Origin of the sequence: Streptomyces sp. NBC_00440 (assembly GCF_036014215.1) — a bacterium.
Classification (GTDB): domain Bacteria; phylum Actinomycetota; class Actinomycetes; order Streptomycetales; family Streptomycetaceae; genus Streptomyces.
Genome location: NZ_CP107921.1, coordinates 6,440,253 through 6,466,014 on the forward strand (window position 1 = coordinate 6,440,253; position 25,762 = coordinate 6,466,014).

Here is a 25,762-nt window from a genome sequence, read left to right on the forward strand (position 1 = left end):
GGCACCGGCATACGGTGCCGGGTGTGCCGTGGCCGGACGTGGCTGAGGTTGGTCTGCGTATTACAGGGATAGCGTGGAGTGGTGAGATGAGCGAGTCCGGTAGCTTCTTTTCTGACCGTGCGGAAACGGCCGGGGAGGGATGGGCGCAGGCATTGTCCGGCGGGCTGGAAAGCATGCCGGCCGCTGAACAGACCCGTATTCTCACCGACCTTGTCCGCGCCGAGACGCAGGCGGTCCTGAGCCGGTACGGGCGGGACCACGCCGACGGGGTGGACGCGGGGCTCTCCTTCCGCGAGCTGGGCTTCGACTCGCTGGCCGGGGTCGACCTGCACGCCAGGATCGTTGCCGCCACCGGCCTCGACCTGCCGGTGACCCTCACCTTCGACCACCCGACCCCACGGCACCTGGCCGACCGCCTGCGGACCGCGCTGCTCGGCATCACCGCCGAGGCCGACGAGGAGCCGCTGCCGGCCGGCGCCGCCGACGACGAGCCCGTCGTCATTGTCGGAATTGGCTGCCGCTATCCGGGCGGAGTGGATTCCGCGGAGAAACTGTGGCATCTGGTTTCCGATGGCCGGCATGTCATCACCGATTTCCCGGACGACCGCGGATGGGATCTGGAAAAGCTCTTCGACCCCGACCCGGCCACTCCGCACACCACTTATGTGCGGCAGGGCGGATTCCTTCCCGACGCGGCCGATTTCGATGCGGAATTCTTCGGGATCGGCCCGCGGGAGGCCTCCGCGATGGACCCGCAGCAGCGGCTCGTCCTCGAAACGGTCTGGGAAGCCCTTGAGCGGTCCGGCATCGCTCCGGACTCGCTGCACGGCACCTCGACGGGGGTCTTCATCGGGGCGGAGCCCCAGGAGTACGGGATGCGGCTGCACGAGGCCCCCGACGGCCTCGACGGTTACCTCCTCGCCGGCAACGCCCCGAGTGTCGTCTCGGGCCGCGTCTCCTACACGCTCGGGCTGGAAGGCCCGGCGCTGACCGTCGACACCGCCTGCTCCGGCTCGCTGGTGGCGCTGCACCTGGCGGCGCAGTCACTGCGCCGTGGCGAGTGCACGCTCGCGCTGACCGGCGGTGTGGCCGTCATGGGCAGCCCCGGCGTCTTCACCTCCTTCAGCCGTCAGCGCGGGCTGGCAGCGGACGGGGTGGCGAAGCCGTTCGCGGCCGCCGCCGACGGCACCGGTTTTTCCGAGGGCGTCGGCGTCCTCGTCCTTGAGCGGCTCTCCGACGCACGCCGCAACGGGCACCGGGTCCTGGCCGTCGTACGCGGCTCCGCCGTCAACCAGGACGGAGCCTCCAACGGGCTCACGGCCCCCAGCGGTCCTGCCCAGCAGCGGGTGATCCGCCAGACACTGGCCAACGCGGGACTGACCGCCGCCGAGGTCGACGCCGTCGAGGCCCATGGCACAGGTACGACGCTCGGCGACCCCATCGAGGCACAGGCGCTCATCGCCACGTACGGCAGGGACCGCGCCGCCGGAAACCCGCTGTGGCTCGGCTCCGTCAAGTCGAACATCGGCCACACCCAGGCCGCGGCCGGTGTCGCCGGTGTGATCAAGATGGTGCAGGCCATGCACCACGGGATCCTGCCGCGCACGCTCCATGTCGACGCGCCGTCCCCTGCCGTCGACTGGACCGCGGGCGACGTACGCCTGCTCACCGAGCAGGTGAGCTGGGACGAGTCCGGCCACCCGCGCCGGGCCGGAGTGTCCTCGTTCGGTGTGAGCGGCACCAACGCCCACGTCATTCTGGAGGAGCCGGCCGAAGCCGACCGGCCCGTCGACGACGCCACGCCTGCGGAGACCGGCACCGCCACGGAGACCGGCACCGCCGTGGGGCCCGCCCTGCTGCCGCTCTCGGCCCGCAGCGAACCGGCCCTGCGCGCCCAGGCGACCCGGCTGCTGGCGCATGTCGAGGCCCGGCCCGACGCCTGCCCCGCCGACCTCGGCCACTCCCTGGGCGTCACCCGCGCCGCGCTGTCCCACCGCGGAGTCGTCCTGGCAGGCGACCGCGCCGAGGCGATCCGGGGCCTGCGGGCCCTCGCCGACGGAACCGACGCCCCCGGCGTGCTGCGCGGCACCGCGGCCGGCGGCCGGCTCGCGTTCCTGTTCACCGGCCAGGGCAGCCAGCGGCTCGGCATGGGCCGGGAACTGTATGACGCCTGGCCCGCGTACGCCGAGGCGCTCGACGAGGCCATCGGCCACCTGGACCTCCAGCTCGAACGCTCCCTGTGGGACGTGCTCTTCGCCGCAGAGGGCTCGCCGGAGGCGGCGCTGCTGGACGAGACGGTGTACACCCAGGCCGCGCTGTTCGCCGTCGAGGTGGCGCTCTTCCGGCTCCTCGATTCGTGGGGGGTGCGCCCCGACTTCGTGGCCGGCCATTCCATCGGTGAGCTGGCCGCGGCCCATGTGGCGGGGGTGCTGTCGCTGGAGGACGCGGCGACACTGGTCGGCGCGCGGGGCCGGCTGATGCAGGCGCTGCCCCGCGGCGGCGCGATGGTCGCCCTCCAGGCGACGGAGGCGGAAGTCGCCCCGCTGCTCACCGGCGGGGTGAGCATCGCCGCCGTCAACGGGCCATCGGCCGTGGTGATATCGGGCACCGAGGACGAAGTCCTGGCGGTGGCCGCACAGTTCACCGACCGGGGCCGTAAGACGAAGCGACTGCGGGTCAGCCACGCGTTCCACTCGCCGCTCATGGAGCCCATGCTGGCCGAGTTCCGGCTGCTCGCCCAGATCCTCGACTACCACCGGCCGCACATTCCGGTCGTCTCGAACGTGACCGGCCGGGCCGCCACATCCGAGGAACTCTGCTCGCCCGAATACTGGGTGCGGCACGTACGCGAAGCGGTCCGGTTCGCGGACTCCGTCGAGTGGCTGGCCGCCCAGGACGTCCGCACCTATCTGGAGCTCGGCCCCGACGCGGTGCTCTGCGCCATGGGCCGCGACTGCCTCGACGGGCTGCCGGACACCCATGCCTTCGCACCCCTGCTGCGGGCCGGCCGCGCCGAACAGCGCGAACTGCTCTCCGCGCTGGCCCTCGCACATGCCCGCGGGGCCGGCCTGGACTGGCACGCGCTGCTCGCCGGCCATGCCCCCCGGCAGGTCGAGCTGCCGTCCTACGCCTTCCAGCGGCGCCGGTTCTGGCTGGCCGCGCCGGACTCCACCGCCGACGCGTCCCGCTTCGGCCAGACAGCCGCCGGACACCCGCTGCTCAGCGCGGTCGTCGGCCTCGCCGACACCGGCGGCGCCGTACTCACCGGCCGCCTGTCGCTGCGTACCCACCCCTGGCTCGCCGATCACGTCATCGGGGACACCAACCTGCTGTCCGGCACCACCTTCGTGGAGCTGGCCGTACGCGCCGGTGACCACGTCGCGTGCGACCTGCTCGAAGAGCTGACCCTGCAGACCCCGCTCGCGCTGCCGCAGCACGGCGGCGTCGCCCTGCAAGTGGTCGTCGGCGCGGCCGACGGGACCGGCCGCCGCAGGGTGGAGTTCTACTCGCGCGCCGAGGACGCGCCGGCCGACGTCCCCTGGACCCGCCATGCCGGCGGTGTCCTCGCACCGTCCGGCACCACCCGGCCCGCCACCGAGACCTTCGGCCTGACCCAGTGGCCGCCGCCGGACGCCGAGACCATCGATCTCACCGGGCTCTACGCCGACCTGGCCCGCCAGGGTTACGCCTACGGTCCGGCGTTCCAGGGCCTGCGGGCAGCCTGGCGCGCCGACGGCGCGGTGTACGCCGACGTCGCCCTGCCTGCCTCCGCCGCCGATGAAGCGGCCTCGTTCGCCCTGCACCCGGCGCTGCTCGACGCCGTGCTGCACGCCACCGACTTCGCCGCGGACGAGCCGGTCTCCGAGCGGACCCGGCTGCCGTTCGCCTGGAGCGGGGTGGAGCTGTACTCGACCGGCGCCGCATCGGTACGGGTACGCATCGAGGCGACCGGAACCGACGAGGTCTCCCTGGCGCTCGCCGACGCCACCGGAGCGCCCGTCGCGACCGTCGACTCCTTCCTCGTCCGCGAGGTCTCCGACGAACAACTGCGCGCCGCCCGGGTGACGCGGCAGGCGACCCCGCTGCAGGTGCGCTGGACCGCGGTAGCCGACGCGAGCCACGACACCCCGCACGACCTGGATGTCCACTGGTGCACGGCCGGGACGGACGCAGGCTCCGGGGACGTGCCGGCGGCGGTGCTCGCCGCGACGGCCGCCGTACTGGAGCAGATCCAGCTGCGGCTGGCCGACGAGTCGTCCACGGCCCGCCTGGCGATCGTCACCCGGGGTGCGGTCGTCACCCGGGCCACGGACACCATCGACCTGGCACTCGCCCCCGTCTGGGGCCTCGTCCGGGCGGCCCAGGCGGAACACCCCGGCCGCTTCCTGCTCCTCGATGTCGAAGGCGGCTCCTGGGCCGACGCCGAAGCCGGTGGCGACGGCCTGCCCCCGCACATCAGGAACGCCATCGCCGCGACCGACGAGCCGGAACTCGCCCTGCGCGGCGGCACGTTGCTCGCACCCCGCCTCGCCACCGCGGGGACGCCCGAAGGCGACCCCGCCGAGCCGTGGACGGCCGACGGGACGGTCCTGATCGCCGGCGGAACCGGCGGTCTCGCCGCCCACGTCGCCCGGCACCTGGTGACCGAACACGGCGTACGACACCTCCTCCTCGCGGGACGACGCGGAGCGCAGGCCCCCGGTGTGGCCGAGCTGACCGCCGAACTGTCCGGCCTGGGCGCCCAGGTGACCGTCGCGGCCTGCGACGTGGCCGACCGTGCCGCGCTCGCCGCGCTCATCACGGCGATCCCCGCCGAGCACCCGCTGACCGGCGTGGTGCACATGGCAGGCACGCTCGACGACGGGCTGGTCACCTCCCTCGACCCCGGGCGGCTGGACACCGTACTGCGCTCGAAGGCGTACGCCGCCTGGCACCTGCACGAGCTGACCCGTGACCTCGACCTGTCGGCGTTCGTCCTGTTCTCCTCGACGGCCGGCCTCCTCGATGGCGCGGGCCAGGGCAACTACGCCGCCGCCAATGTCTTCCTGGACGCCCTGGCCGCCCACCGCAGCGCGCTGGGACTGCCCGCCACCGCCCTCGCCTGGGGGCTGTGGAGCGACGGCGGCGGCATGGGCGGAACCCTGGACGTCCCGGCCCTTGAGCGCATCCGGCGGATCGGGCTGGAAGCCCTGACCACCCGGGAGAACCTCCAGCTGCTCGACGCCGCACTGTCCGGCCCCGCACCCGTGGTCGTGCCGGTACGTGTCCACACCGCGGCGAGGGCACAGGGGAACCCCGTGCCCGCCCTGCTGCGCGGACTGATCCGGACGCCCGCCCGCAGGGCAGGCACACCGGAGCCCGCCGGCGGCGGAGTGCTGCCGCTCGCCGCGACACTGGCGGACCTCGCCGGAGCCGAGCAGGCCGCGCTGGTGCTCGACCTGGTCAACACCGCCGCGGCCAGGGTCCTCGGTCACGACGGCGCTGAAATGATCGACCCCGACCGGGCGTTCACCGAGATGGGCTTCGACTCGCTCGCCGCCGTCGAGCTGCGCAACCAGCTCAACACCGCGACCGGCCTGCGACTCACCGCCACCCTCACCTTCGACTACCCGACACCCGTCGCGCTGGCCGCCCACCTCGTGGAGCGACTGCTCGACGCGGGTACGACGACCGGGCCGCGGCCCGGAGTACGGCAGCGCTCCGCCGGTGCGGACGACCCGATCGTCATCGTGGGAATGGCCTGCCGCTACCCGGGCGATGTCACCTCGCCCGAGGACCTCTGGCGGCTCGTCCTCGACGGGACGGACGCGGTGGCGCCGTTCCCGACGGACCGGGGCTGGGACCCGGACATCCACGATCCGGAACTCGGCAAGCCCGGGAAGAGCTACGCGAGCGAGGGCGGATTCCTCTACGACGCCGCCCAGTTCGACGCCGGGTTCTTCGGTATCAGTCCCCGTGAGGCCCAGGCGATGGACCCGCAGCAGCGGCTGCTCCTGGAGACCTCGTGGGAGACCTTCGAGCGGGCGGGTATCGACCCGCACAGCGTCAAGGGCAGCGACACCGGTGTCTTCGCCGGTGTCATGTACCACGACTGGGGCCTGCGGCTCGGTCCACTGCCCGAGGACGTCGCCGGGTACCACGGCAACGGCAGTATCGCCAGCATGATCTCCGGCCGGGTGGCCTACACACTCGGCCTTGAGGGCCCGGCGGTGACGGTGGACACGGCGTGCTCCTCGTCGCTCGTGGCCCTGCACTGGGCTGCCCAGGCCCTACGCCAGGGCGAGTGCAGCCTGGCGTTGGCGGGCGGGGTGACCGTCATGTCCACCCCGGACACGTTCGTGGACATGAGCCGCCAGCGGGGCCTGGCCGCCGACGGCCGGTGCAAGTCGTACGGCGCAGGAGCCGACGGGACCGGCTGGGGCGAAGGCGTCGGAATGCTCCTCCTGGAGCGCCAGTCGGACGCACGGCGCAACGGGCACCAGGTGCTTGCGGTGCTGCGGGGGAGTGCCATCAACCAGGATGGTGCGTCCAATGGTCTGACGGCTCCGAACGGTCCTTCGCAGCAGCGGGTGATCCGGCAGGCGCTGTCCTCGGCCGGTCTGGTCGCGGCGGATGTGGACGTGGTCGAGGGGCACGGTACGGGGACCCGGCTGGGTGATCCGATCGAGGCGCAGGCGCTGCTGGCGACATACGGCCAGGACCGCGCGGATGAAAGGCCGTTGTGGCTGGGCTCGGTGAAGTCGAACATCGGTCATACGCAGGCTGCTGCGGGTGTGGCGGGTGTGATCAAGATGGTGATGGCGATGCGGGAGGGCGTCCTCCCGGGAACCCTCCACGCGGCCGAGCCCTCGCCGCAGGTCGACTGGACGGCGGGCGCGGTCCAGCTGCTCCAGGAGCAGACCGCATGGCCGGCGCGCACAACCCCTCGCCGGGCCGGTGTCTCGTCCTTCGGTATCAGCGGCACGAATGCGCATGTGCTGCTGGAGGAGGCGCAGGCGGTGCCCGTATCCGTGCCGGCGTCTGCCGATGTGCCTGTTGGTGGTGTGGTGCCATGGGTGGTGTCGGGGCGTAGTGCTGAGGCGTTGCGTGCGCAGGCTGCTGCTTTGGTGGCGTTTGTGGAGTCGGGGGTTGAGCTGCGTCCGGTGGATGTGGCGTTCTCGCTGGCAACGTCGCGGGCGGCTCTGGAGCACCGGGCTGTGGTGGTGGCGGGGGACCGTGAGGGGTTCATCGAGGGTCTGCGTTCGGTGGTTTCGGGTGCGGGTCGTGTGGTGGATTCGGTTCGGCGTGGGCGTGTTGGGTTCTTGTTCACGGGTCAGGGTGCTCAGCGGGTGGGGATGGGGCGTGGTCTGTATGAGGCGTTCCCGGTCTTTGCTGAGGCGTTTGATGCGGTGGTGGGGTTGCTGGACGCCCAGCTGTCGGATGCCGGGTTGGGTGTTTCGGTGCGTGAGGTGGTCTGGGGCACTGATGCTGGTGCGCTGAATCGGACGGTGTTTGCGCAGGCGGGGTTGTTCGCGGTTGAGGTGGCGTTGTTCCGGTTGCTTGAGTCGTGGGGTGTGCGGCCTGACTTTGTGACCGGTCATTCGATTGGTGAGGTGGCTGCGGCTCATGTGGCGGGGGTGTTGTCGCTTGAGGATGCTGCGGTGTTGGTGGCCGCGCGTGGCCGGTTGATGCAGGCGCTGCCTTCGGGTGGTGTGATGGTCGCGGTCGGGGCCCCGGAGGCTGAGGTTGCCGGGCTTTTGTCGGGCGGTGTGTGTATCGCTGCCGTCAACGGCCCTTCCTCGGTGGTGATTTCGGGTGCTGAGGCCGGGGTTCTGGAGCTGGCCGGGCGGATCGCTGCGCTCGGTCGTAAGACGAAGCGGCTTGATGTGAGTCACGCGTTCCACTCGGTGTTGATGGATCCGATGCTGGATGACTTCGCGGCTGTAGTGGAGAAACTCACCTTCAATGCACCCCAGTTGTCGGCGGTTTCGACGGTGACTGGTGGTGTGGTCGGGGGTGAGTGGTCGGATCCTGGTTATTGGGTGCGGCAGGTGCGTGAGCCGGTGCGTTTCGCTGATGCGGTGACGGCTCTCACGGCTCGTGGTGTGGGGTCGTTTGTGGAGGTGGGGCCGGATGCGGCTCTGGTTCCGATGGGTGTGGAGGTGGTCGGTGATGATGGGGCCGCTGACGGGGTGGCGTTTGTTGGGTTGCAGCGTCGTGGTCGTGATGAGGCCACGGAGCTTCTGACCGGTCTGGGTGGGCTGTTCGCCCGGGGCGTTCCGGTGGACTGGCGGGCGTTCTTCGCCGGGTCCACCGCCCGGCTGACCGAACTCCCCACGTACGCCTTCCAACACCAGAGGTACTGGCTCGACGGGCTTGCCGCCGGTACCGGACAGGTGGGCGCCGCCGGACTCGATGCCGTCGAGCACCCCATGCTGAGCGCTGCGGTCGTCTCGCCGGACAGTGGCTCGGTCGTCCTGACCGGACGTATCTCCGCGGACAGCCAGCGCTGGATCGCAGATCACCAGGTACTCGGCGGGATCATCCTGCCGGGCACGGGCTTCGTCGAACTGGCCGTGCGCGCCGGTGACGAGGTCGGTTGCGCCGCCCTTGAGGAACTCGCTCTCGAAGCACCGCTGATGCTGCCCGCACGTGGCTCGGTCGCCTTGCGCGTGGTCGTCGGCGCGGCACGGGCCGACGGCGCCAGGACTGTGCACATCTACTCCCGCGCCGAGCACGGCCACGAGCTGCCGTGGACCCGGCACGCCGCAGGCCTGCTCGTCTCGCAGGCGCCCCAGCCCGGCTTCGACCTGACCCAGTGGCCGCCGGCCGGCGCCGACGAAATTCCGCTCGACGCCCCGTACGACGTACTGACCGGGCGAGGTTACGGATACGGCCCCGCCTTCCAGGGGCTTCAGCGGATGTGGCGGCGCGGCGACGACGTCTTCGCCGAGGTGACGCTGCCCGAGCCGGCCCGCTCGGAGGCGGCCCGGTTCGGGCTCCATCCGGCGCTGCTCGACGCCGCCATGCACGCCGACCTCCTCAACGAGGCCGGCAGTGAGGATGCTCAGACCCTTCTCCCCTTCGTATGGAACGGGGTCTCGCTCCATGCGTCGGGCGCGGCAGATCTGCGGGTGCACATCCGCCGGCTGCGCGGTGACGAGGTGTCCGCCATGTGGGTCGCCGACCGGGAGGGCCGGCCGGTGGCGACCGTCGAGTCGCTCGTTGCCCGGCCCGTGTCGGCCGAACAGCTCGAAAGCGCCCGGGGCGGGGGCACACCCTCGCTGCTGCGGCTCGACTGGCGCCCCGCGCCGGCCCCGGAGACCGGTGCGGGATCCGGGGAGCCGCCGGCGCTCCACACCCTCCGTGGTGGTGACGACCCGTTCCCGCCGGTCGTCCTCCACCGCATCGGGGCGGCCGGTGACCGCGAGGTGCTGTCCGGCGTACGAGCTGCCGCCGAAGAGGCCCTGGAAGCGGTCCAGTTCTGGCTGAGCGACCCCCGGTGCGCCGGATCAACCCTGGTTGTCGTCACCGGGAACGCGGTCGCCGCCCGGCCGCAGGACACCGTCGACCTCACCCAGGCCCCGGTCTGGGGCCTGGTCCGGGCGGCCCAGGAGGAGAACCCCGGCCGTTTCGTACTGATCGACTCCGATGGCACGGCCGCATCCGACGCGCTGCTCGCGGCCGTGGCCGGCTCGGGGGAACCCGAAACCGCCGTACGCGAAGGCGAGTTGCTGCTGCCCCGGCTCGTCCCGACGGCCACCGGCACGTCCGGCTCGTCCGACCCCGCCGTGCGGTGGGACCCGCAGGCCACGGTCCTGGTCACCGGCGGCACCAGCGGTCTGGGCGCCCTGGTCGCCCGGCATCTGGTCACGGAGCACGGCGTCCGTCACCTGCTGCTCACCAGCCGGCGGGGCGAGAACGCCCCCGGCGCCGCGCAGCTGCGGGCGGAGCTGGCAGACGCCGGAGCCGATGTCACCATCGCCGCGTGTGATGTCGCGGACCGCGACAGCCTCGCCGGGCTGATCGGCCAGGTGCCCGCCGACCGCCCCCTCCGGGGTGTGGTGCACGCTGCGGCCGTGGCCGACAGCGGGCTGGTCGGCACACTCACACCGGAGCGTTTCGACACGGTGCTTCGGCCGAAGGCGGACGCCGCCTGGCATCTGCACGAGCTGACCCGAGATCTGGACCTCACGGCCTTCGTGCTGTTCTCCTCCGCCGGAGGGCTCGTGCTGGCTGCCGGTCAGGCGAACTACGCGGCGGCCAATGTGTTCCTCGACGCTCTGGCCCACCATCGCAGGGCGGCCGGACTGCCCGCCCATGCCCTCGCCTTCGGTATGTGGGCGGCGGACACCGGGCTCGGCGGCCCGCTCGACGAGACCGACCTGGCCCGGATGCGCAGGCTCGGCCTTCCCGCGCTTCCCCCCGCCCGGGGGCTGGCGCTGCTGGATGCCGCACTCGCCACTGATGCCTGGCCGGTGCTCGTACCGCTCGACACCGACCCGGCAGCCCTGCGGGCCAGGGCGGACGAAGTGCCCGCGCTGCTGAGGGGGTTCGTACGCGGCCGGGCCCGGCGCACGGTCGACGCGGCCGGAACGGTGCTCGCCGGCTCGGAGTTCGAGCAGCGGATGAGCGCGCTGTCCGCCACGGACCGTGAGCGCGCCCTGCTGGAACTCGTACGTGAGCACGCCTCATCGGTGCTCGGTCACGGGAGCGCGGACCAGGTGAAGCCGGACCGCGCGTTCCGTGAACTGGGTTTCGACTCCCTGGCCGCTGTGGAGTTGCGCAACGCGCTCACCCAGGCGACGGGGCAGCGGCTGCCCGCGACCCTGGTCTTCGACTTCCCGACGTCGCGCGCAGTCGCCGCCCACCTCGCCGGACGGTTCACGGACGGCCCGGCGGAGGCCTCGCCGGCCACCGCAAGGACGGTCCCGGCGCCGGACCGTACGGACGACCCGATCGCCCTCGTCGGCATCAGCTGCCGCTTCCCGGGTGGTGTGCGCTCGCCCGAGGACCTGTGGCGTCTGGTGGCCGAGGGCCGCGACGCGGTGGGAGGGTTCCCGCAGGACCGTGGCTGGGACGTCGACAGCATCTTCGACCGGGAGCCCGGCCTGCCCGGCAAGACGTATGTACGGGACGGCGGTTTCCTCTACGACGCGGCCGAGTTCGACCCCGAGTTCTTCGGGATCATGCCGCGGGAGGCCCTGGCCATGGACCCGCAGCAGCGGCTGCTGTTGCAGGCGGCCTGGGAGGCGTTCGAGCGTGCCGGTATCGACCCGGACACCATGCGGGGCACCAGGACGGGTGTGTACACGGGCTTGATGTACCACGAGTACGGGAGCAGGCCGGGAGATGCGCCGGATGACCTCACCGGCTACCTCGGCAACGGCAGCGCGGGCAGCATCGCCTCGGGCCGGGTGGCCTACACGCTCGGCCTTGAGGGCCCGGCGGTGACGGTGGACACGGCGTGCTCCTCCTCGCTCGTGGCCCTGCACATGGCCTGTCAGGCACTCCGGCAGGGCGAGGTGACCATGGCCCTCGCGGGAGGTGTCACCGTCATGCCGACACCGGAGATCTTCGTCGACTTCAGCCGGCAGCGCGGCCTGGCGGCCGACGGCCGGTGCAAGCCCTTCGCCACCGCCGCGGACGGCACCGGCTGGGCCGAGGGCATCGGCCTTCTGCTCGTCGAGCGGCTGTCGGACGCGCGACGCAACGGGCATCCCGTCCTGGCGATCGTCCGGGGGAGTGCCATCAATCAGGATGGTGCGTCCAATGGTCTGACGGCTCCGAACGGTCCTTCGCAGCAGCGGGTGATCCGGCAGGCGCTGTCCTCGGCCGGTCTGGTCGCGGCGGACGTGGACGCGGTCGAGGGGCACGGTACGGGGACCCGGCTGGGTGATCCGATCGAGGCGCAGGCGCTGCTGGCGACATACGGCCAGGACCGGCCCGACGGCCGGCCGTTGTGGCTGGGCTCGATCAAGTCGAACATCGGGCACGCCCAGGCCGCCGCAGGCGTCAGCGGTGTGATCAAGATGGTGATGGCGTTGCGGGAGGGTGTTCTTCCGCGGACGTTGCATGTGGATGAGCCGTCGTCGCAGGTGGATTGGTCTGCGGGTGCGGTGGAGCTGTTGAGGGAGGAGCGGGCGTGGCCGGCTGAGGCGGGTCGTCCGCGGCGGGCTGGTGTGTCGTCGTTCGGCCTGAGCGGGACGAATGCACACGTCATCCTGGAGGAACCGGGGGAGCCGGAGGAGCCCGCCGCCCAGGACCGGGGTGACGACGACACCGCCGGGACACCGGTGCCGATGGTGCCGATGGTGCTTTCGGCGAAGGACGAGGCAGGACTCTTCCGTCAGGCCGCTGCTCTGGTGGCGCATGTGGAGTCGGGTGTGAGTGTCGTGGATACGGCGTTCTCGCTGGCGACATCGCGGGCGGCTCTGGAGCACCGGGCTGTGGTGGTGGCGGGGGACCGTGAGGGGTTTGTCGCTGGGTTGTCGGCGCTTGCGGCGGGTGAGTCCGGGGCGGGTGTGGTCCGGGATGTGGCGCGTGCCGGTGAGGGAACGGCGTTTCTCTTTACGGGTCAGGGTGCTCAGCGGGTGGGGATGGGGCGTGGTCTGTATGAGGCGTTCCCGGTGTTTGCTGAGGCGTTTGATGCGGTGGTGGGGTTGCTGGATGCCCAGCTGTCGGATGCCGGGTTGGGTGTGTCGGTGCGTGAGGTGGTCTGGGGCACTGATGCTGGTGCGCTGAACCGGACCGTGTTTGCGCAGGCCGGTTTGTTCGCGGTTGAGGTGGCCTTGTTCCGGCTCCTTGAGTCGTGGGGTGTACGGCCTGACGTCGTGACCGGCCATTCGATCGGTGAGGTGGCTGCGGCTCATGTGGCGGGGGTGTTGTCGCTTGAGGACGCGGCGGTGTTGGTGGCCGCGCGTGGGCGGTTGATGCAGGCGCTGCCTTCGGGTGGTGCGATGGTCGCGGTCGGGGCTCCCGAGAGTGAGGTTGCCGCGCTGTTGTCGGCCGGTGTGTGTATCGCCGCCGTCAACGGCCCTTCCTCCGTGGTGATTTCGGGTGCTGAGGCCGAGGTTATGGAGCTGGCCGGGCAGATCGCTGCGCTCGGTCGTAAGACGAAGCGGCTTGATGTGAGTCACGCGTTCCACTCGGTGTTGATGGACCCGATGCTGGACGACTTCGCGGCTGTAGTAGAGAAACTCACCTTCAATACGGCTCAGTTGTCGGCCGTCTCGACCGTCACCGGTGGTCCGGTCGGGGGTGAGTGGTCGGATCCTGGTTACTGGGTGCGGCAGGTGCGTGAGCCGGTCCGTTTCGCTGATGCCGTGACCACCCTGGCCGCCCGTGGCGTCGACACCTTCATCGAGCTTGGCCCGGCCGGTGTACTCACCGCCATGGCCGAGACCTGCCTCGACGGCGTGGACCGGTCCGAGCCGGCCCGGCTGGTGCCGGCACTGCGGGCGGACCGTGCCGAACCCGAGTCGCTGATAACGGCGTTGGCCCGGCTCCATGCCGGCGGAACCGGTCTGCGGTGGAAGGACTTCTTCGCACCCCTGCATCCCCGCCGTACGGACCTGCCCACCTACGCCTTCGAACGCCGGAGGTTCTGGCTCGACCTGCCCCCCGCGTCCGCTGGATCAGTCAGCGGCATCGGCCAGCTTCCCGCCGAGCACCCGCTGCTCAGCGCCGTACTGACCGCACCCGACTCCGACGGAGCCGTTCTGACGGGCTACGTCTCGGCCGCCACGCATCCGTGGCTCGCCGATCACGCGATCCAGGGCACCGTGCTGCTGCCCGGCACCGCCTTCGTGGAGCTGGCGATCCGCGCCGGCGACCAGGTCAGGTGCGGGCTCCTGGAGGAACTCACGTTGCAGGCGCCCCTCGTGCTTCCCGCATCCGGCGGCGCTGCCCTGCAAGTGGTCGTCGGCGCCGCCCAGGCGGACGGCCGGCGCTCGGTCAAGGTGTACTCGCGCGGTGACGACCGGGCGGACGACGCCTGGATCCTGCATGCCGACGGATTCCTGGCCCCGCACGCGCAGGACGCATCGTTCTCGCTCGCCGAGTGGCCGCCCGCAGGGGCGGTCGCGGTGGAGACGGACGGCATGTACGACGAGCTGGCCGCCCGTGGATACGGATACGGCACCGCCTTCCGCGGGCTCCGTGCCGCCTGGCGGCGCGGGGACGAGCTCTTCGCCGAGGTCGTGCTGCCGGACGAGGCCGGTGAACCGGGACGGTTCGGCGTACACCCGGCCCTCCTCGACGCGGCCCTGCACGTCGACCTGATCGACGAGCCGGAAGGCGGCGGCACGCTGCTGCCGTTCTCCTGGTCCGATGTATCGCTGCACGCTTCGGCGGCCACCGCTCTGCGCGTACGGGTGGCACCCCTCCGGGCCGGTGGGATCACCCTTGAGGCCGCCGACCTCACGGGCGAACCCGTTCTCACCGTCAGGTCCCTCGTGGACCGGCCCGTATCGGAAGGACAACTCGACTCCGGGCAGGGCACGTTGCTGCACCGGGTCGAGTGGATGGCCCTGCCGCAGAACGTCGCACCGGCCGCGCCGGCCCCGTCGGCCGACTGGGCGGACCGGTACCGCACGGTGCCCGCACCCGCTGTGACCGTCTTCAACTGCGACGCGACCGAAGGCGAACCGGGCGAAGGCGCTCGCGGGCCGGTCCACCGGATCCTCGACGTGGTCCAGTCATGGCTCGCGGACGACCGGTTCACCGCCTCCCGCCTGGTGGTGGTCACCAGGAACGCGATGGCGGCCACGTCGGCCGACCCCGCGGCCGCCGCGGTATGGGGCGTCGTCCGGTCCGCCGAGGCGGAGAACCCCGGCCGGTTCGTCCTGGCCGATATCCAGGGCACCGGGACCGCGGTGGACGGCCGCACCGCCCCGCTCGGTGCGTCTGCCCTCAGCGCGGTCATCGCATCGGGCGAACCCGAAGTCGCCGTGCGCGACGGAGAGATACGGGTGCCGCGGCTGGTGGCAGCGGGGAGCACACCCCGGCCGGGCGAGCGGAGCGACGACTCCGGCACCGGCCGCCCCCAGGCGGTCGACCCGGCAGGAACGGTGCTGGTCACCGGCGGGACCAGCGGCCTGGGCGCGGCGATCGCCCGCCATCTGGCAGCTGTCCACGGTGCTCGCAGGCTGCTGCTGGTCAGCCGCCGGGGCGCTGCGGCCGACGGCGTCACCGAGCTGGTCGCGGAGCTCGCCCGGCACGGGGCCGCGGCCACCGTGGAGGCCTGCGACGTGGCCGACCGGGACGCGCTGCGCAAACTCCTCGGCACGATCCCGCAGGAGCACCCGCTGACCGGCGTCGTACACGCCGCCGGGGTACTGGACGACGGCGTGATCGGCGCACTGACACCGGAGCGGATGGACGCGGTGCTGCGTCCCAAGGCCGAAGCCGCCTGGAACCTGCACGAGCTGACCGCGTCGTCCCCGCTCACGCTGTACGTGACGTTCTCCTCGGTGGCCGGCACGATGGGCGCACCCGGGCAGGCGAACTACGCCGCGGCCAACGCCTACCTGGACGCACTCGCCTCCTACCGCCGCGAACGCGGCCTGCCGGCACAGTCGTTCATGTGGGGCCTGTGGGGCGGCATCGGAATGGGCAGCACGCTGACCGACGCCGACCTGGAGCGGATGCGGAAGCAGGGGCTGCCGGCCTTCACAGTGGACGAGGGTCTGGCGCTGTTCGACGCGGCGCTGGCCTCCGGCGAGCCGGTCCCGGGGCTGCTCCACCTCGACCTGGCGGTGCTGCGCGAGCAGGCCGCCCGGGGCACGCTCCCCGCGCTGCTGCGTGAACTCGTACCGCTCCCGGCGCGCCGGGTGACCGAGTCGGCGGCGCCGGCCGCCCGGCCCGAGCCGGACGAGGCGACCCTGGTGGAGCGGCTCGCCCGGATGAGCACCGCCGAGCGGGCGAGCACCGTGGCGGACCTCGTACGGGAACACGTCGCCGAGGTGCGCCACGACGACCCGGACAGCATCGACATGGGCAAGGGCTTCACCGACCTCGGCCTCGACTCGCTGGCGGCGATCGAACTGCGCAACCGGCTGGGTGCCGCCACCGGGCTGCGCCTGCCCGCCACGCTGATGTTCGACTACGCCAGCCCGCGCGGGCTGGCCGCGTTCCTGCTGGAGGAGCTGACGGCGGACCTTCCGGACGAGTCGGACGAGCAGGACGAGGCGGTGCAGGAGGAGGCCTTCCGGCGGGCGCTGGAAGCCGTGCCGTTCGCCGCCATCCGCGAGGCCGGCCTGCTGGACGCTCTGCTCGCACTGGCCAGTACGGCTCCGGACGCAGAGTCCGGGTCCGCCGGAGAGCCCGGTCCGGACGCCGGGCCCGCCGAGGACATCACGACCATGTCCGTCGACGATCTGGTGCGGGCAGCGCTCGCCGCCGGTGAATCCAACTGACTGAAGGGCTGAGTTCTACGTGGATACATCCGTCGAGCAGATCGTCGAGGCGCTGCGCAAGTCCATGCTGGAGAACGAACGGCTCCGTTCGGAGAACGGCGCTCTCACCAGCGCCGCCACCGAGCCGATCGCGATCGTGGGAATGGGCTGCCGCTACCCCGGCGGCGTGAACTCCCCCGACGACCTCTGGCAGTTGGTGGCCGAAGGGCGCGACGCGGTCGCCGCTTTCCCCGCCGACCGGGGCTGGGACGTGGAGGGCATGTACGACCCGGAACCCGGAAAGCCCGACAGGAGCATCGCCCGCGAGGGCGGGTTCCTGTACGGCGCGGCCGGTTTCGACGCCGACTTCTTCGGGATCAGCCCCAACGAGGCCCTGCGCCTCGACCCGCAGCAACGGCTGCTGCTGGAGGTCTCCTGGGAGGCCCTGGAGCACGCCGGGATCGACCCCCGCAGCCTGGAGGGCAGCAGGACCGGTGTGTTCGCGGGCCTGATGTACCACGACTACGGGCCGGGCAGCAGCGACGGCAGTCTGGTCTCCGGCCGGGTCTCCTACACGCTCGGCCTGGAGGGCCCCGCCGTCACGGTGGACACGGCCTGCTCCTCGTCCCTGGTGGCCCTGCACTGGGCGGTCCAGGCGCTGCGGGCCGGCGAGTGCACGCTGGCCCTGGCCGGCGGTGTCACCGTCATGGTCGAACCGGACACCTTCTTCGAGTTCAACCGGCAGCGGGGGCTCGCCAGGGACGGCCGCTGCAAGTCGTTCTCAGCGGCGGCCGACGGCACCGGATGGGGCGAAGGCGTCGGCACCCTGCTGCTGGAGCGGCTGTCGGACGCGCGCCGCCACGGGCACCGGGTGCTTGCGGTGGTGCGGTCCAGCGCCGTCAACCAGGACGGCGCGTCGAGCGGCATCACCACCCCCAACGGTCCGGCGCAGCAGCGGGTCATCCACCAGGCGCTCGCCGCCGCCGGCCTGACCACCGCCGATGTCGACGCGGTGGAAGCGCACGGAACCGGAACGGTGCTCGGCGACCCCATCGAGGCACAGGCCCTGCTGGCGACGTACGGCAAGGGGCGGCCGGGGGACCGGCCGCTGTGGCTGGGCTCCGTCAAGTCGAACTTCGGCCACACCCAGGCCGCTGCCGGTGTCGCCGGGATCATCAAGATGGTCCAGGCGATGAAGCACGGTGTGCTCCCGAAGTCACTGCACGCCGACGATCCCAGCCCCAAGGTCGACTGGGAGTCCGGCGCGGTGCGGCTGCTGGCCGAGTCCCGGCCCTGGCCGGAGCACGGCGGCACCCGCAGAGCGGGGGTGTCGTCCTTCGGGATCAGCGGCACCAACGCCCATGTGATCGTCGAGCAGGCACCGCCGGCGGACGAACCGCCGCCCCGCCCCTCCGCCGGGCCTTCCGTGCTCCCGCTGGTGGTCTCCGGCAGCACCGGGCAGGCCCTGCGCGACCAGGGCAGCCGCCTGCTGGCACACCTGGAGTCCCGCACGGATGCCGAACCGCTCGATCTCGGGCACTCCCTGGCCCTGACCCGCACCCGCCTCGACCACCGTGCCGTGGTCACCGGGGCGGACCGCGACGAGCTGCTGCGCGGACTGCGGGCGCTGTCGGACGGCGCGGAGGCCCCCGGAGTGGCCCGTGGCTGGACGCGTACGAAGGGCCGTACCGCCTTCATGTTCACCGGCCAGGGCGCCCAGCGGCCCGGCATGGGGCGTGAACTGCACGCCGCCCACCCGGCTTTCGCGCGTGCCTTCGACGACGCCGTGGCCGCACTGGACGCACGGCTCGGTGTCTCGCTGCGCGAGATCCTGTGGGCCACGGACGACCGGGCCGGACAGACGCTGAACCGGACCGTGTACGCGCAGGCCGGCCTGTTCGCCCTGGAGGTGGCGCTGTTCCGGCTGCTGGAGTCATGGGGAGTACGCCCCGGCTTCGTGACCGGGCACTCGATCGGTGAACTGTCCGCCGCCCACGTCGCGGGCGTCCTCACACTCGCCGACGCGGCGACCCTGGTGGCCGCACGTGGCCGTCTGATGCAGCAGCTGCCCGCGGGCGGGGCCATGACGGCCGTCGAGGCGAGTGAGGAGGAGGTGCTGCCCAGGCTGACGCCCGGCGTGAGCATCGCCGCCATCAACGGCCCCGCCGCTGTGGTGATCTCCGGTGAATCCGGTGAAGTCGGCCTGATCGCGGACCACTTCACCGCCGCAGGCCGCAGGACCACCTCGCTGCGGGTCAGCCATGCCTTCCACTCGCCGCTGATGGAGCCCATGCTCGCCGACTTCCGGAAGGTGGCGGAGAGCCTCACCTACCGGGCGCCGGCCATCCCCGTGGTCTCGAACATCACCGGTGTCCAGGCCTCCGCTGCGGAGCTCACCGATCCCGGCTACTGGGTGCGCCATGTGCGCGAGCCGGTCCGCTTCATGGACGGCGTCAGGGCCCTGGAGGACGCCGGGGTCACCCGCTTCGTCGAGCTGGGTCCCGACGGTGTGCTGACCGGTATGGCCGGGGCGTGCGCCCGTACGGACGCGGTCACCGCGGTGGCGCTGCTCCGCAAGAACCGGCCCGAGGAGGGCACCCTCCTTGAGGCGGTCGGCCGGCTCGACGCCACCGGCGTGCCCGTCGACTGGGAGGCGTTCTTCGACGGCCTCGGCGGCCGTCCCGTCGAACTGCCCACGTACGCCTTCCAGCACCGCAGGTACTGGATGGAGTCGCCTTCGGCGGGCGACGCGTCGGACCTGGGGCAGACGCCCGCGGGGCACCCGCTCGTGGGGGCGGTCGTACGCCTCCCGGACTCCGACGGCGTCCTGCTCACCGGACGGCTGTCGACGGCCACGCAGCCGTGGGTGTCCGACCACCGGGTGCTGGACACCGTGCTGCTGCCCGGCACGGCGTTCGTGGAGCTGGCGCTCAGGGCCGGGGACGAGGTCGGCTGCGGGCTGCTGGAGGAACTCACCCTGCTCGCACCGCTGGTTCCGCCCACGAACGGGGGCGTCGCGGTCAGTGTGTCGGTCGCGGAGGCCGACGCGTCCGGGCGGCGCGCGGTGCGCATCCACTCGCGCGACGAATCCGGCAGCGACCGCCCGGTGCTGCACGCCGAGGGGATCGTCGCCCCGGCAGCAGGCCCGCCGCCCGCCGGGCCGCCGCCGGCGGTCGCCGCGGCCGGCTGGCCGCCTCCCGAGGCGGTGGCCGTGGACCTGGCGGGCGTGTACGAGAGCCTGCGCGAGCGCGGATACGACTACGGGCCGGCGTTCCAGGGCCTGCGGTCCCTGTGGCGGCTGGGCGATGAGGTGTACGCGGAACTCGCGCTGCCCGAACCGCACACCGCCGACGCGGCGCGGTTCGGTCTGCACCCCGCGCTGCTGGACGCGGCGCTGCACGCCGATCTGCTCGCGGGCCCGGACACGGGCGACGGCGGGACTGTCCTGCCGTTCTGCTGGACCGGGGTCCGGCTGCACACGGCGGGAGCTTCGGCCGTCCGCGTCCGGATCACCCGCCCCGGCCCGGAACGGATCGCGATCGCGATGGACGACGCCGCCGGCGCCCCTGTGCTGCGGCTGGACTCGCTGATCGGCAGGCCCGTGCAGGCGCAGCAGCTGGCAGCCGGCTCCGCGCTCCCGCAGGACGCGCTCTTCGAGGTCCTGTGGTCACCCCTGCCGGCCGGCCCGGCGGGCTCCGCCGCGCACACGGCGTGGGGCGACGTACCGACGGCCGGAGAGGTCACCGGCACCGTCGTGTTCGAGCCACGGCACACGGCGGGTGACGCGCCCGGCGGGACCCGGACCTCCGCCGTGCACCAGGTGCTCGGCACGGTCCAGCGGTTCCTGGACGGAGAGCGGTTCGCCGGGTCCGAGCTGCTGGTGGTCACGCGCGGGGCACTCGCCACGGCTCCGGGAGAGCCGGCGGACCCGGAGCTCGCCGCGGTGACGGGTCTCGTACGCTCGGCCCAGGCCGAGTACCCGGACCGGCTTCGCCTGCTCGACCTCGGCCCCGGCGAGGAACTGAACGGGGTCCTGCCGGCCGTACTGGCCACCCGGGAACCGGAGCTCGCCGCCCGCGAGGGGGCGCTGCTCGTACCCCGTCTGGAACGCGCGTCGCTCACCGCGGGAGACCGCAAGGAGCTCGACCCGGACGGCACGGTGCTCATCACCGGCGGCACCAGCGGCCTCGGCGCGGTCGTGGCCCGCCATCTGGTCACCGAACACGGCGTACGGCGGCTGCTGTTGACGAGCAGACGGGGCCCGGAAGCGCCGGGCGCCCCGGAACTGGCCGCCGAACTCGGCGCTCTCGGGGCCGAAGTGACGGTGGCGTCCTGCGACGTCGCCGACCGTGACGCCCTGGCAGGGCTGCTGGCCACCGTGGACGAGGCGCACCGCCTGACCGGCGTGGTGCACGCCGCCGGTGTGCTGGACGACGGGGTCCTGACCACCCTGACCCCGGACCAGCTGGACCGGGTGATGGGCCCGAAGGCGCGGGCGGCGCAGCATCTGCACGAGCTGACCGCGGCCGACGACCTCGCGATGTTCGTGCTCTTCTCCTCGGTCGCGGGCACCCTCGGAAGTGCGGGGCAGGCCAACTACGCGGCTGCGAACGCCTCCCTCGACGCGCTGGCGCACCGGCGCCGGGCGGCGGGTCTGCCCGGCACCTCACTGGCCTGGGGCCTGTGGTCCGGCACGGGCATGGGGGAGCAGCTGTCCGAAACCGATGTGCAGCGGCTGCGCCGTGCGGGCTTCCCACCGCTGTCGCCGGACGAGGGGCTCGCTCTCCTCGACAGCGCGCTCGCTCTGGACGCGGCCCAACTCGTCCTGGCACGGCTCGACTTCGCGGCGCTGGCCGCCCAGGGCGCAGCGCCGGTGTCCGGGCTGCTGAGCGGCCTGGTGCGACGGCCGGCCCGGCCCGCGTCCGGCGGTGGCGCTGCCGCGTCCGGGGCGGAGGCGGCGGACGAGCTGAAGCAGCGGCTCACCTCGTGCGGTGGGGCCGAGCGGGAGCGGATCCTGCTCGATGTCGTCCGTACCCATGCGGCGTTCGTTCTCGGCCATGACCGGCCGGCGGCGATCGATCCGGAGCGCGGCTTCCTCGACATCGGCTTCGACTCGCTCAGCGCTCTCGACCTGCGGAACCGTCTGATCACCGCGATCGGACACCCGCTGCCGCCGAGCCTGCTCTTCGACCATCCATCGGCGGCGGCCCTGGCCACTCATCTGAACGAGGAGTTCTTCGGCGGCACGGAGCAGGACGCCGGCTCCGCGCTGACCTCGGCGACTGCGGACGAACTCTTCGACATCCTGGATGGTCTCGGGATGCCGGGCTGACCCCGTCCGCAGCCGTCATGCGTGCCGCGTGCGTCAGGAGGCCTTCGGGCTCTCCTGGCGCGCGTTCACCATGACCTCGACGCCGTCGAGAACACGCTGGAGTCCGAAGACGAACTCATCGGTGGGGGCGTCGATGACGCCGGCCGTGACGAGCTCGCTCAGGACGGGGAAGTGGTCCGCGTCCACGAGCTTCGCCAGGAGGCGCCCGTACTGCGGCATCGCTTCGTCATCGTCGTCCGGCATCTGCAGGGCTGCCGGAGACAGCTTCGTACCGGCGTGCACATAGCCGTTCATGAGGAGCACGACGGAGAACTTCTCGGTGGCGCTGAGCCCGGTCCTGTGCAGCATCTGCAGCCCGCACTCCATCCAGGACAGCTGTCCGGGCTCCAGCGGCGGGCCGGCCGTCGGGATCTGCAGCATCCAGGGGTGGCGGCGGTAGACGGCGAGCAGCTCCGTCGTCCAGAGCTCAAGACCCGCGCGCCAGTTGTCCACCGGGGCCTCGGGGAAGGGCGGCTTCCCGTACGCGGTGTCGAGCATGAAGACCAGCAGGTCGTCCTTGGTCGCCACATGGCGGTACAGCGACATGGTCGCGCAGCCCAGCCGCTCGGCGAGCCGGGCCATGGACAGCTTCGCCAGACCGTCGGAGTCGGCGAACCTGACCGCTTCCGCGACGATCCGCTCCTGGCTCAGCTCGGGCAGGGAGCTCCGGGGCACACGGCGCCTGGACTCCCAGAGTCGTGCCACGCTCGGGGGGAGGGCGCTCCCTTTGTCTACGGTGCTCACCTGATGCTCGCCTTCGAGGGGGAGGGATGGAAGGTGATGGTGCGGACGACCGCACGGAGGCGGCGCGGCCCTCGCAGGCCTCCCGCCCCACGTGAGTCCAGTCTGCATTGTCCATCGTTCTTGGCTGAAATGTACCTGTCCGGCAGCGTCCCGTCCGGTCGTGGACGGGACGCTGCCGGAGCTGAGCTGACCCTCACCGCGCGGGATCCGCCACCCGGGGAGGCGTGCTCTCGGCCGGCTCGGCCGGTGCGGGAGCGGGGATCGGCTCCTTGCGCAGCACGACCGCCATGATCACGGCGGCCACCCCGAGGACGCCCACAGCCGTCAGCGCCGCCAGGTTGAGACCGTGGGTGAAGGCTTCACGGCCGGCGTGCAGCAGACTGTCGGCGGTCCCGCCCGTCAGCCGGCCGGCCGCCGCGGTGGTGCCGCCGATACTGCCCCGGGCCGCGTCGAGATCGCTGCTGGACAGGCCGGAGGGGTGCACACCGGCCATCTGGTGGTGGAACACGGCCAGGCCGATGGTGCCGAAGGTGGCGAAGCCGAGGGCGTTGCCCAGCTCGTTGGCGGTCTCCGACACAGCCGCGGACGAGCTGGCGCGCTCGGGCGGTGCGGCGGTCAGGACGATGTCCGCGACCAGTGCCTTCACCATCAGCAGGCCGGCTGCGATGAGGGCGACACCCGCCATGACGAACAGCACATGGGAGTCCATCCGGACGAAGAACAGCACCCCGCAGCCCACCGCCATGACCACCATGCCGCAGGCGAGGAAATTGCCCGGGCGAACGCGGCGTGAGTACTTGGCCGTGATCGGCGCGGCCATGGCGACCACGGGGAACGCCGCGAGCGACCACAGGGCCGCGGTGAAGGGGCGCATCCCCAGGACGGACATCATGTACTGGTTGACCAGCAGGTTGATGCCGATGAGCGTGCCGTGGACGATCAGGGTGATCGTCACCGAACCGCTGAACGCCCGGTAGCGGAAGAGTTCCAGATCGAGCAGCGGGCTGGCCGCCGTGCGCTGGCGCTGTACGAAGGCGAAGCCCAGAACGAGCCCGGCCGCGATGCTGATCACCGAGGTGAGGCTGTAGCCGTTCACGGCGAATTCCTTGACGCCGTACACCACCGTGAGGATCGCCGCGAAGGAGAGCACGGCGCCGATCGCGTCCAGCTTGCCGCGCGACGGGTCGCTGTGCTCGGGGAGCAGGAACGGCGCGAGCACCACCAGCAGGACCATGATCGGGATGTTGATGAGGAAGACCGAGCCCCACCAGAAGTGGTTGAGCAGCAGGCCGCCGATGATGGGGCCGAACGCGGTGCTGCTGGTGAGCACGCCGGTCCAGGCCGCGATGGCGGTCTTGCGCTGGTCGGCGTCGTTGAACATGACGCGGATCATTCCGAGCACGGTGGGTGTCACCGGCGCGGCCGCCACACCGAGCAGGGCCCGGGAGGCGATCAGGGCTTCGGGGGTGGTCGCCATGGCCGCGCAGGCCGAGGCGACACCGAACAGCAGCGCACCGATGATCAGGAGCTTGCGCCGGCCGATCTTGTCGCCCACCCACCCCATCGGAATGAGCAACCCGGCGAGTGCGAACGGGTAGACATCCATGATCCACAGCAACTCGGGGGCGCTGGGGCGGAGATCGGCACTCATGGCCGGTACGGCGAAGTTGAGCACGCCGATGTCCAGCATGATCAACAGCGACCCGAGCGTGAGGACCGCGAGGCCCACCCACTCCTTGGTCCCTGCCTTGGCATTGGTGTTCATCGCTCTCCCTTTTCGGTGTGTACGCCGCACGCTAAAGCGTATCGCATACGCTCAGCGTACTGGCTACTCTAGTGAGCATCAAGTGCGTCACCCCCAGTCCAACTTTTGATCCGTGACCTCGACCCCTGAGCGGTCTGCCCTGAAGCAGTCCAACGCCCTGTGACGGCCGGTGGCCCTGAGGTGGGTGTGGTGCCTCTCGTGGACCGAGGGCTATGTTTGGACTCAAGTAGAGGTTTCGCGCAGTAACACCCGCTACGGATATCGGCGATGGGCCCCGGTGGGGCCTACGGGGAAGTCGAAGGGATGCGTCGGGCATGGGGGATTGGCTCAGTGATGCGCGCCGGCAGGTCGCTGCCATCGGGATGGGCGGCCGGTTACCGGGGGCCAACGGCATAGCCGGGGCCGAGGTCATGGATCCGCGACAGCGTCCGCTGCGCGCCGAACAGGACCCGGCCGCGCGGGGAGCCCTCGAAGACGCCCGGATCGGCCCGGGCGGCGTGGCCGCCGGCCGCTCCGGAGTGTGGGTGGGCCGGGTCATCGCCGAATACGCCGATCAGCACCGCCCGTTGAGCGGGCGCAGCACCCGGGGCTCGACCGGAGCCCGCATCCGGGCGGTCACCGCCGGACGGCTCTCCCCTGTACTTGTACCTGCGCGGCCCCGGCGTGGTGGTCGCCACCGCCCGCCCGTCCTCACTCGTCGCCGCGCACACCACCCCGAATGTCTGGACCGACTGCCTGCCCACCGGGCAGGGCGGCACCCATGCACGTGACTCGGACGCGGAGACGACCCCACAGGGACGAGGAGACACGGTGGACCACGAACAGACAGCTGACGGGCGCGTCGCGACCGGCGGCCGCCGCGAGCGCAACAAGCGGCAGGTCAGGGCGAAACTCTACGAAGCGGCCATCGCGCTGTTCGCCGAAAATGGTTACGAGGGCACGTCGATCGAAGCGATCACCACGCGTGCCGATGTCGCACGCGGCACCTTTTTCAATCACTTCCACCGCAAGGAGGATCTGATTGTCGAATGGGGAGAGCGAAGACGGGCGAGATTGAGGGACTGTATCGAGGAGGTCAATATGGCCGATGGCGAACGTGACGCCGAACAGAGGCTGTCGGGCTGTCTGGTCGCCCTCGGTAAGATGAACGAGAACGACGGTGAATGCACCCAGGCCATGATCAAGGCATGGGTGAAGGCCGGATACCCGCTCTCGGAAGAGCCCTTCACGGCGGAGCTGTTCGCCGATGTGGTGGCGCGGGGAAAGGCCTGCGGCGAGTTCTCCCAGGACATCGATGTCGCGCAGGTCGGCAACGTACTGCACGACGTCTACCTGGGCTCGCTCTATCGATGGTGCCGCTCGGGCGCCGACGCGCAGTTGCAGTCCGAACTCCGGGAGATCACCCACTTGGTGCTCAACGGAGTGAAGGCTCGCTGCCGGTAGCTTTTTTCTGGTCAGTCTTTACGGCGTGCTATTTCTGCTAGGCGCGACCGATGACGCCGGGGC

The 25,762-nt window shown here is 71.7% G+C and carries 6 protein-coding genes; 3 read left to right on the forward strand and 3 right to left on the reverse strand.

Going from position 1 to position 25,762, the window contains the following annotated elements; translation table 11 throughout:
* The first annotated feature begins 86 nt into the window (after positions 1–86).
* On the forward strand, positions 87–16,397 hold the full coding sequence (locus tag OHB13_RS28800; protein WP_443062976.1) for a type I polyketide synthase: 16,311 nt from the start codon (positions 87–89) through the stop codon (positions 16,395–16,397).
* A gap of 19 nt (positions 16,398–16,416) precedes the next feature.
* A complete protein-coding gene (locus tag OHB13_RS28805) occupies positions 16,417–21,708 on the forward strand; it encodes a type I polyketide synthase (protein ID WP_328378984.1) in 5,292 nt (1,763 codons plus the stop codon).
* Positions 21,709–21,741: 33 nt separating this feature from the next.
* On the opposite strand, the gene OHB13_RS28810 is transcribed toward OHB13_RS28805, so the two are convergent.
* From OHB13_RS28810 to OHB13_RS28820, 3 genes are all read right to left on the reverse strand, one after another.
* Positions 21,742–22,422, reverse strand: a complete 681-nt coding sequence (locus OHB13_RS28810) for a TetR/AcrR family transcriptional regulator (RefSeq protein WP_266852112.1) — start codon at positions 22,420–22,422, stop codon at positions 21,742–21,744.
* A 262-nt stretch (positions 22,423–22,684) separates the two neighbouring features.
* On the reverse strand, positions 22,685–24,256 hold the full coding sequence (locus OHB13_RS28815; RefSeq protein WP_266852111.1) for an MFS transporter: 1,572 nt from the start codon (positions 24,254–24,256) through the stop codon (positions 22,685–22,687).
* Between the two features lie 374 nt (positions 24,257–24,630).
* Positions 24,631–24,816: a hypothetical protein gene (locus tag OHB13_RS28820; protein WP_328378985.1), complete on the reverse strand. Its 186-nt coding sequence runs from the start codon at positions 24,814–24,816 to the stop codon at positions 24,631–24,633.
* Between the two features lie 82 nt (positions 24,817–24,898).
* Between OHB13_RS28820 and OHB13_RS28825 the strand changes: the two genes are divergently transcribed.
* Positions 24,899–25,699 (forward strand): TetR/AcrR family transcriptional regulator, encoded by an 801-nt coding sequence (locus OHB13_RS28825; protein ID WP_328378986.1) that lies wholly within the window; start codon positions 24,899–24,901, stop codon positions 25,697–25,699.
* Positions 25,700–25,762: the final 63 nt, after the last annotated feature.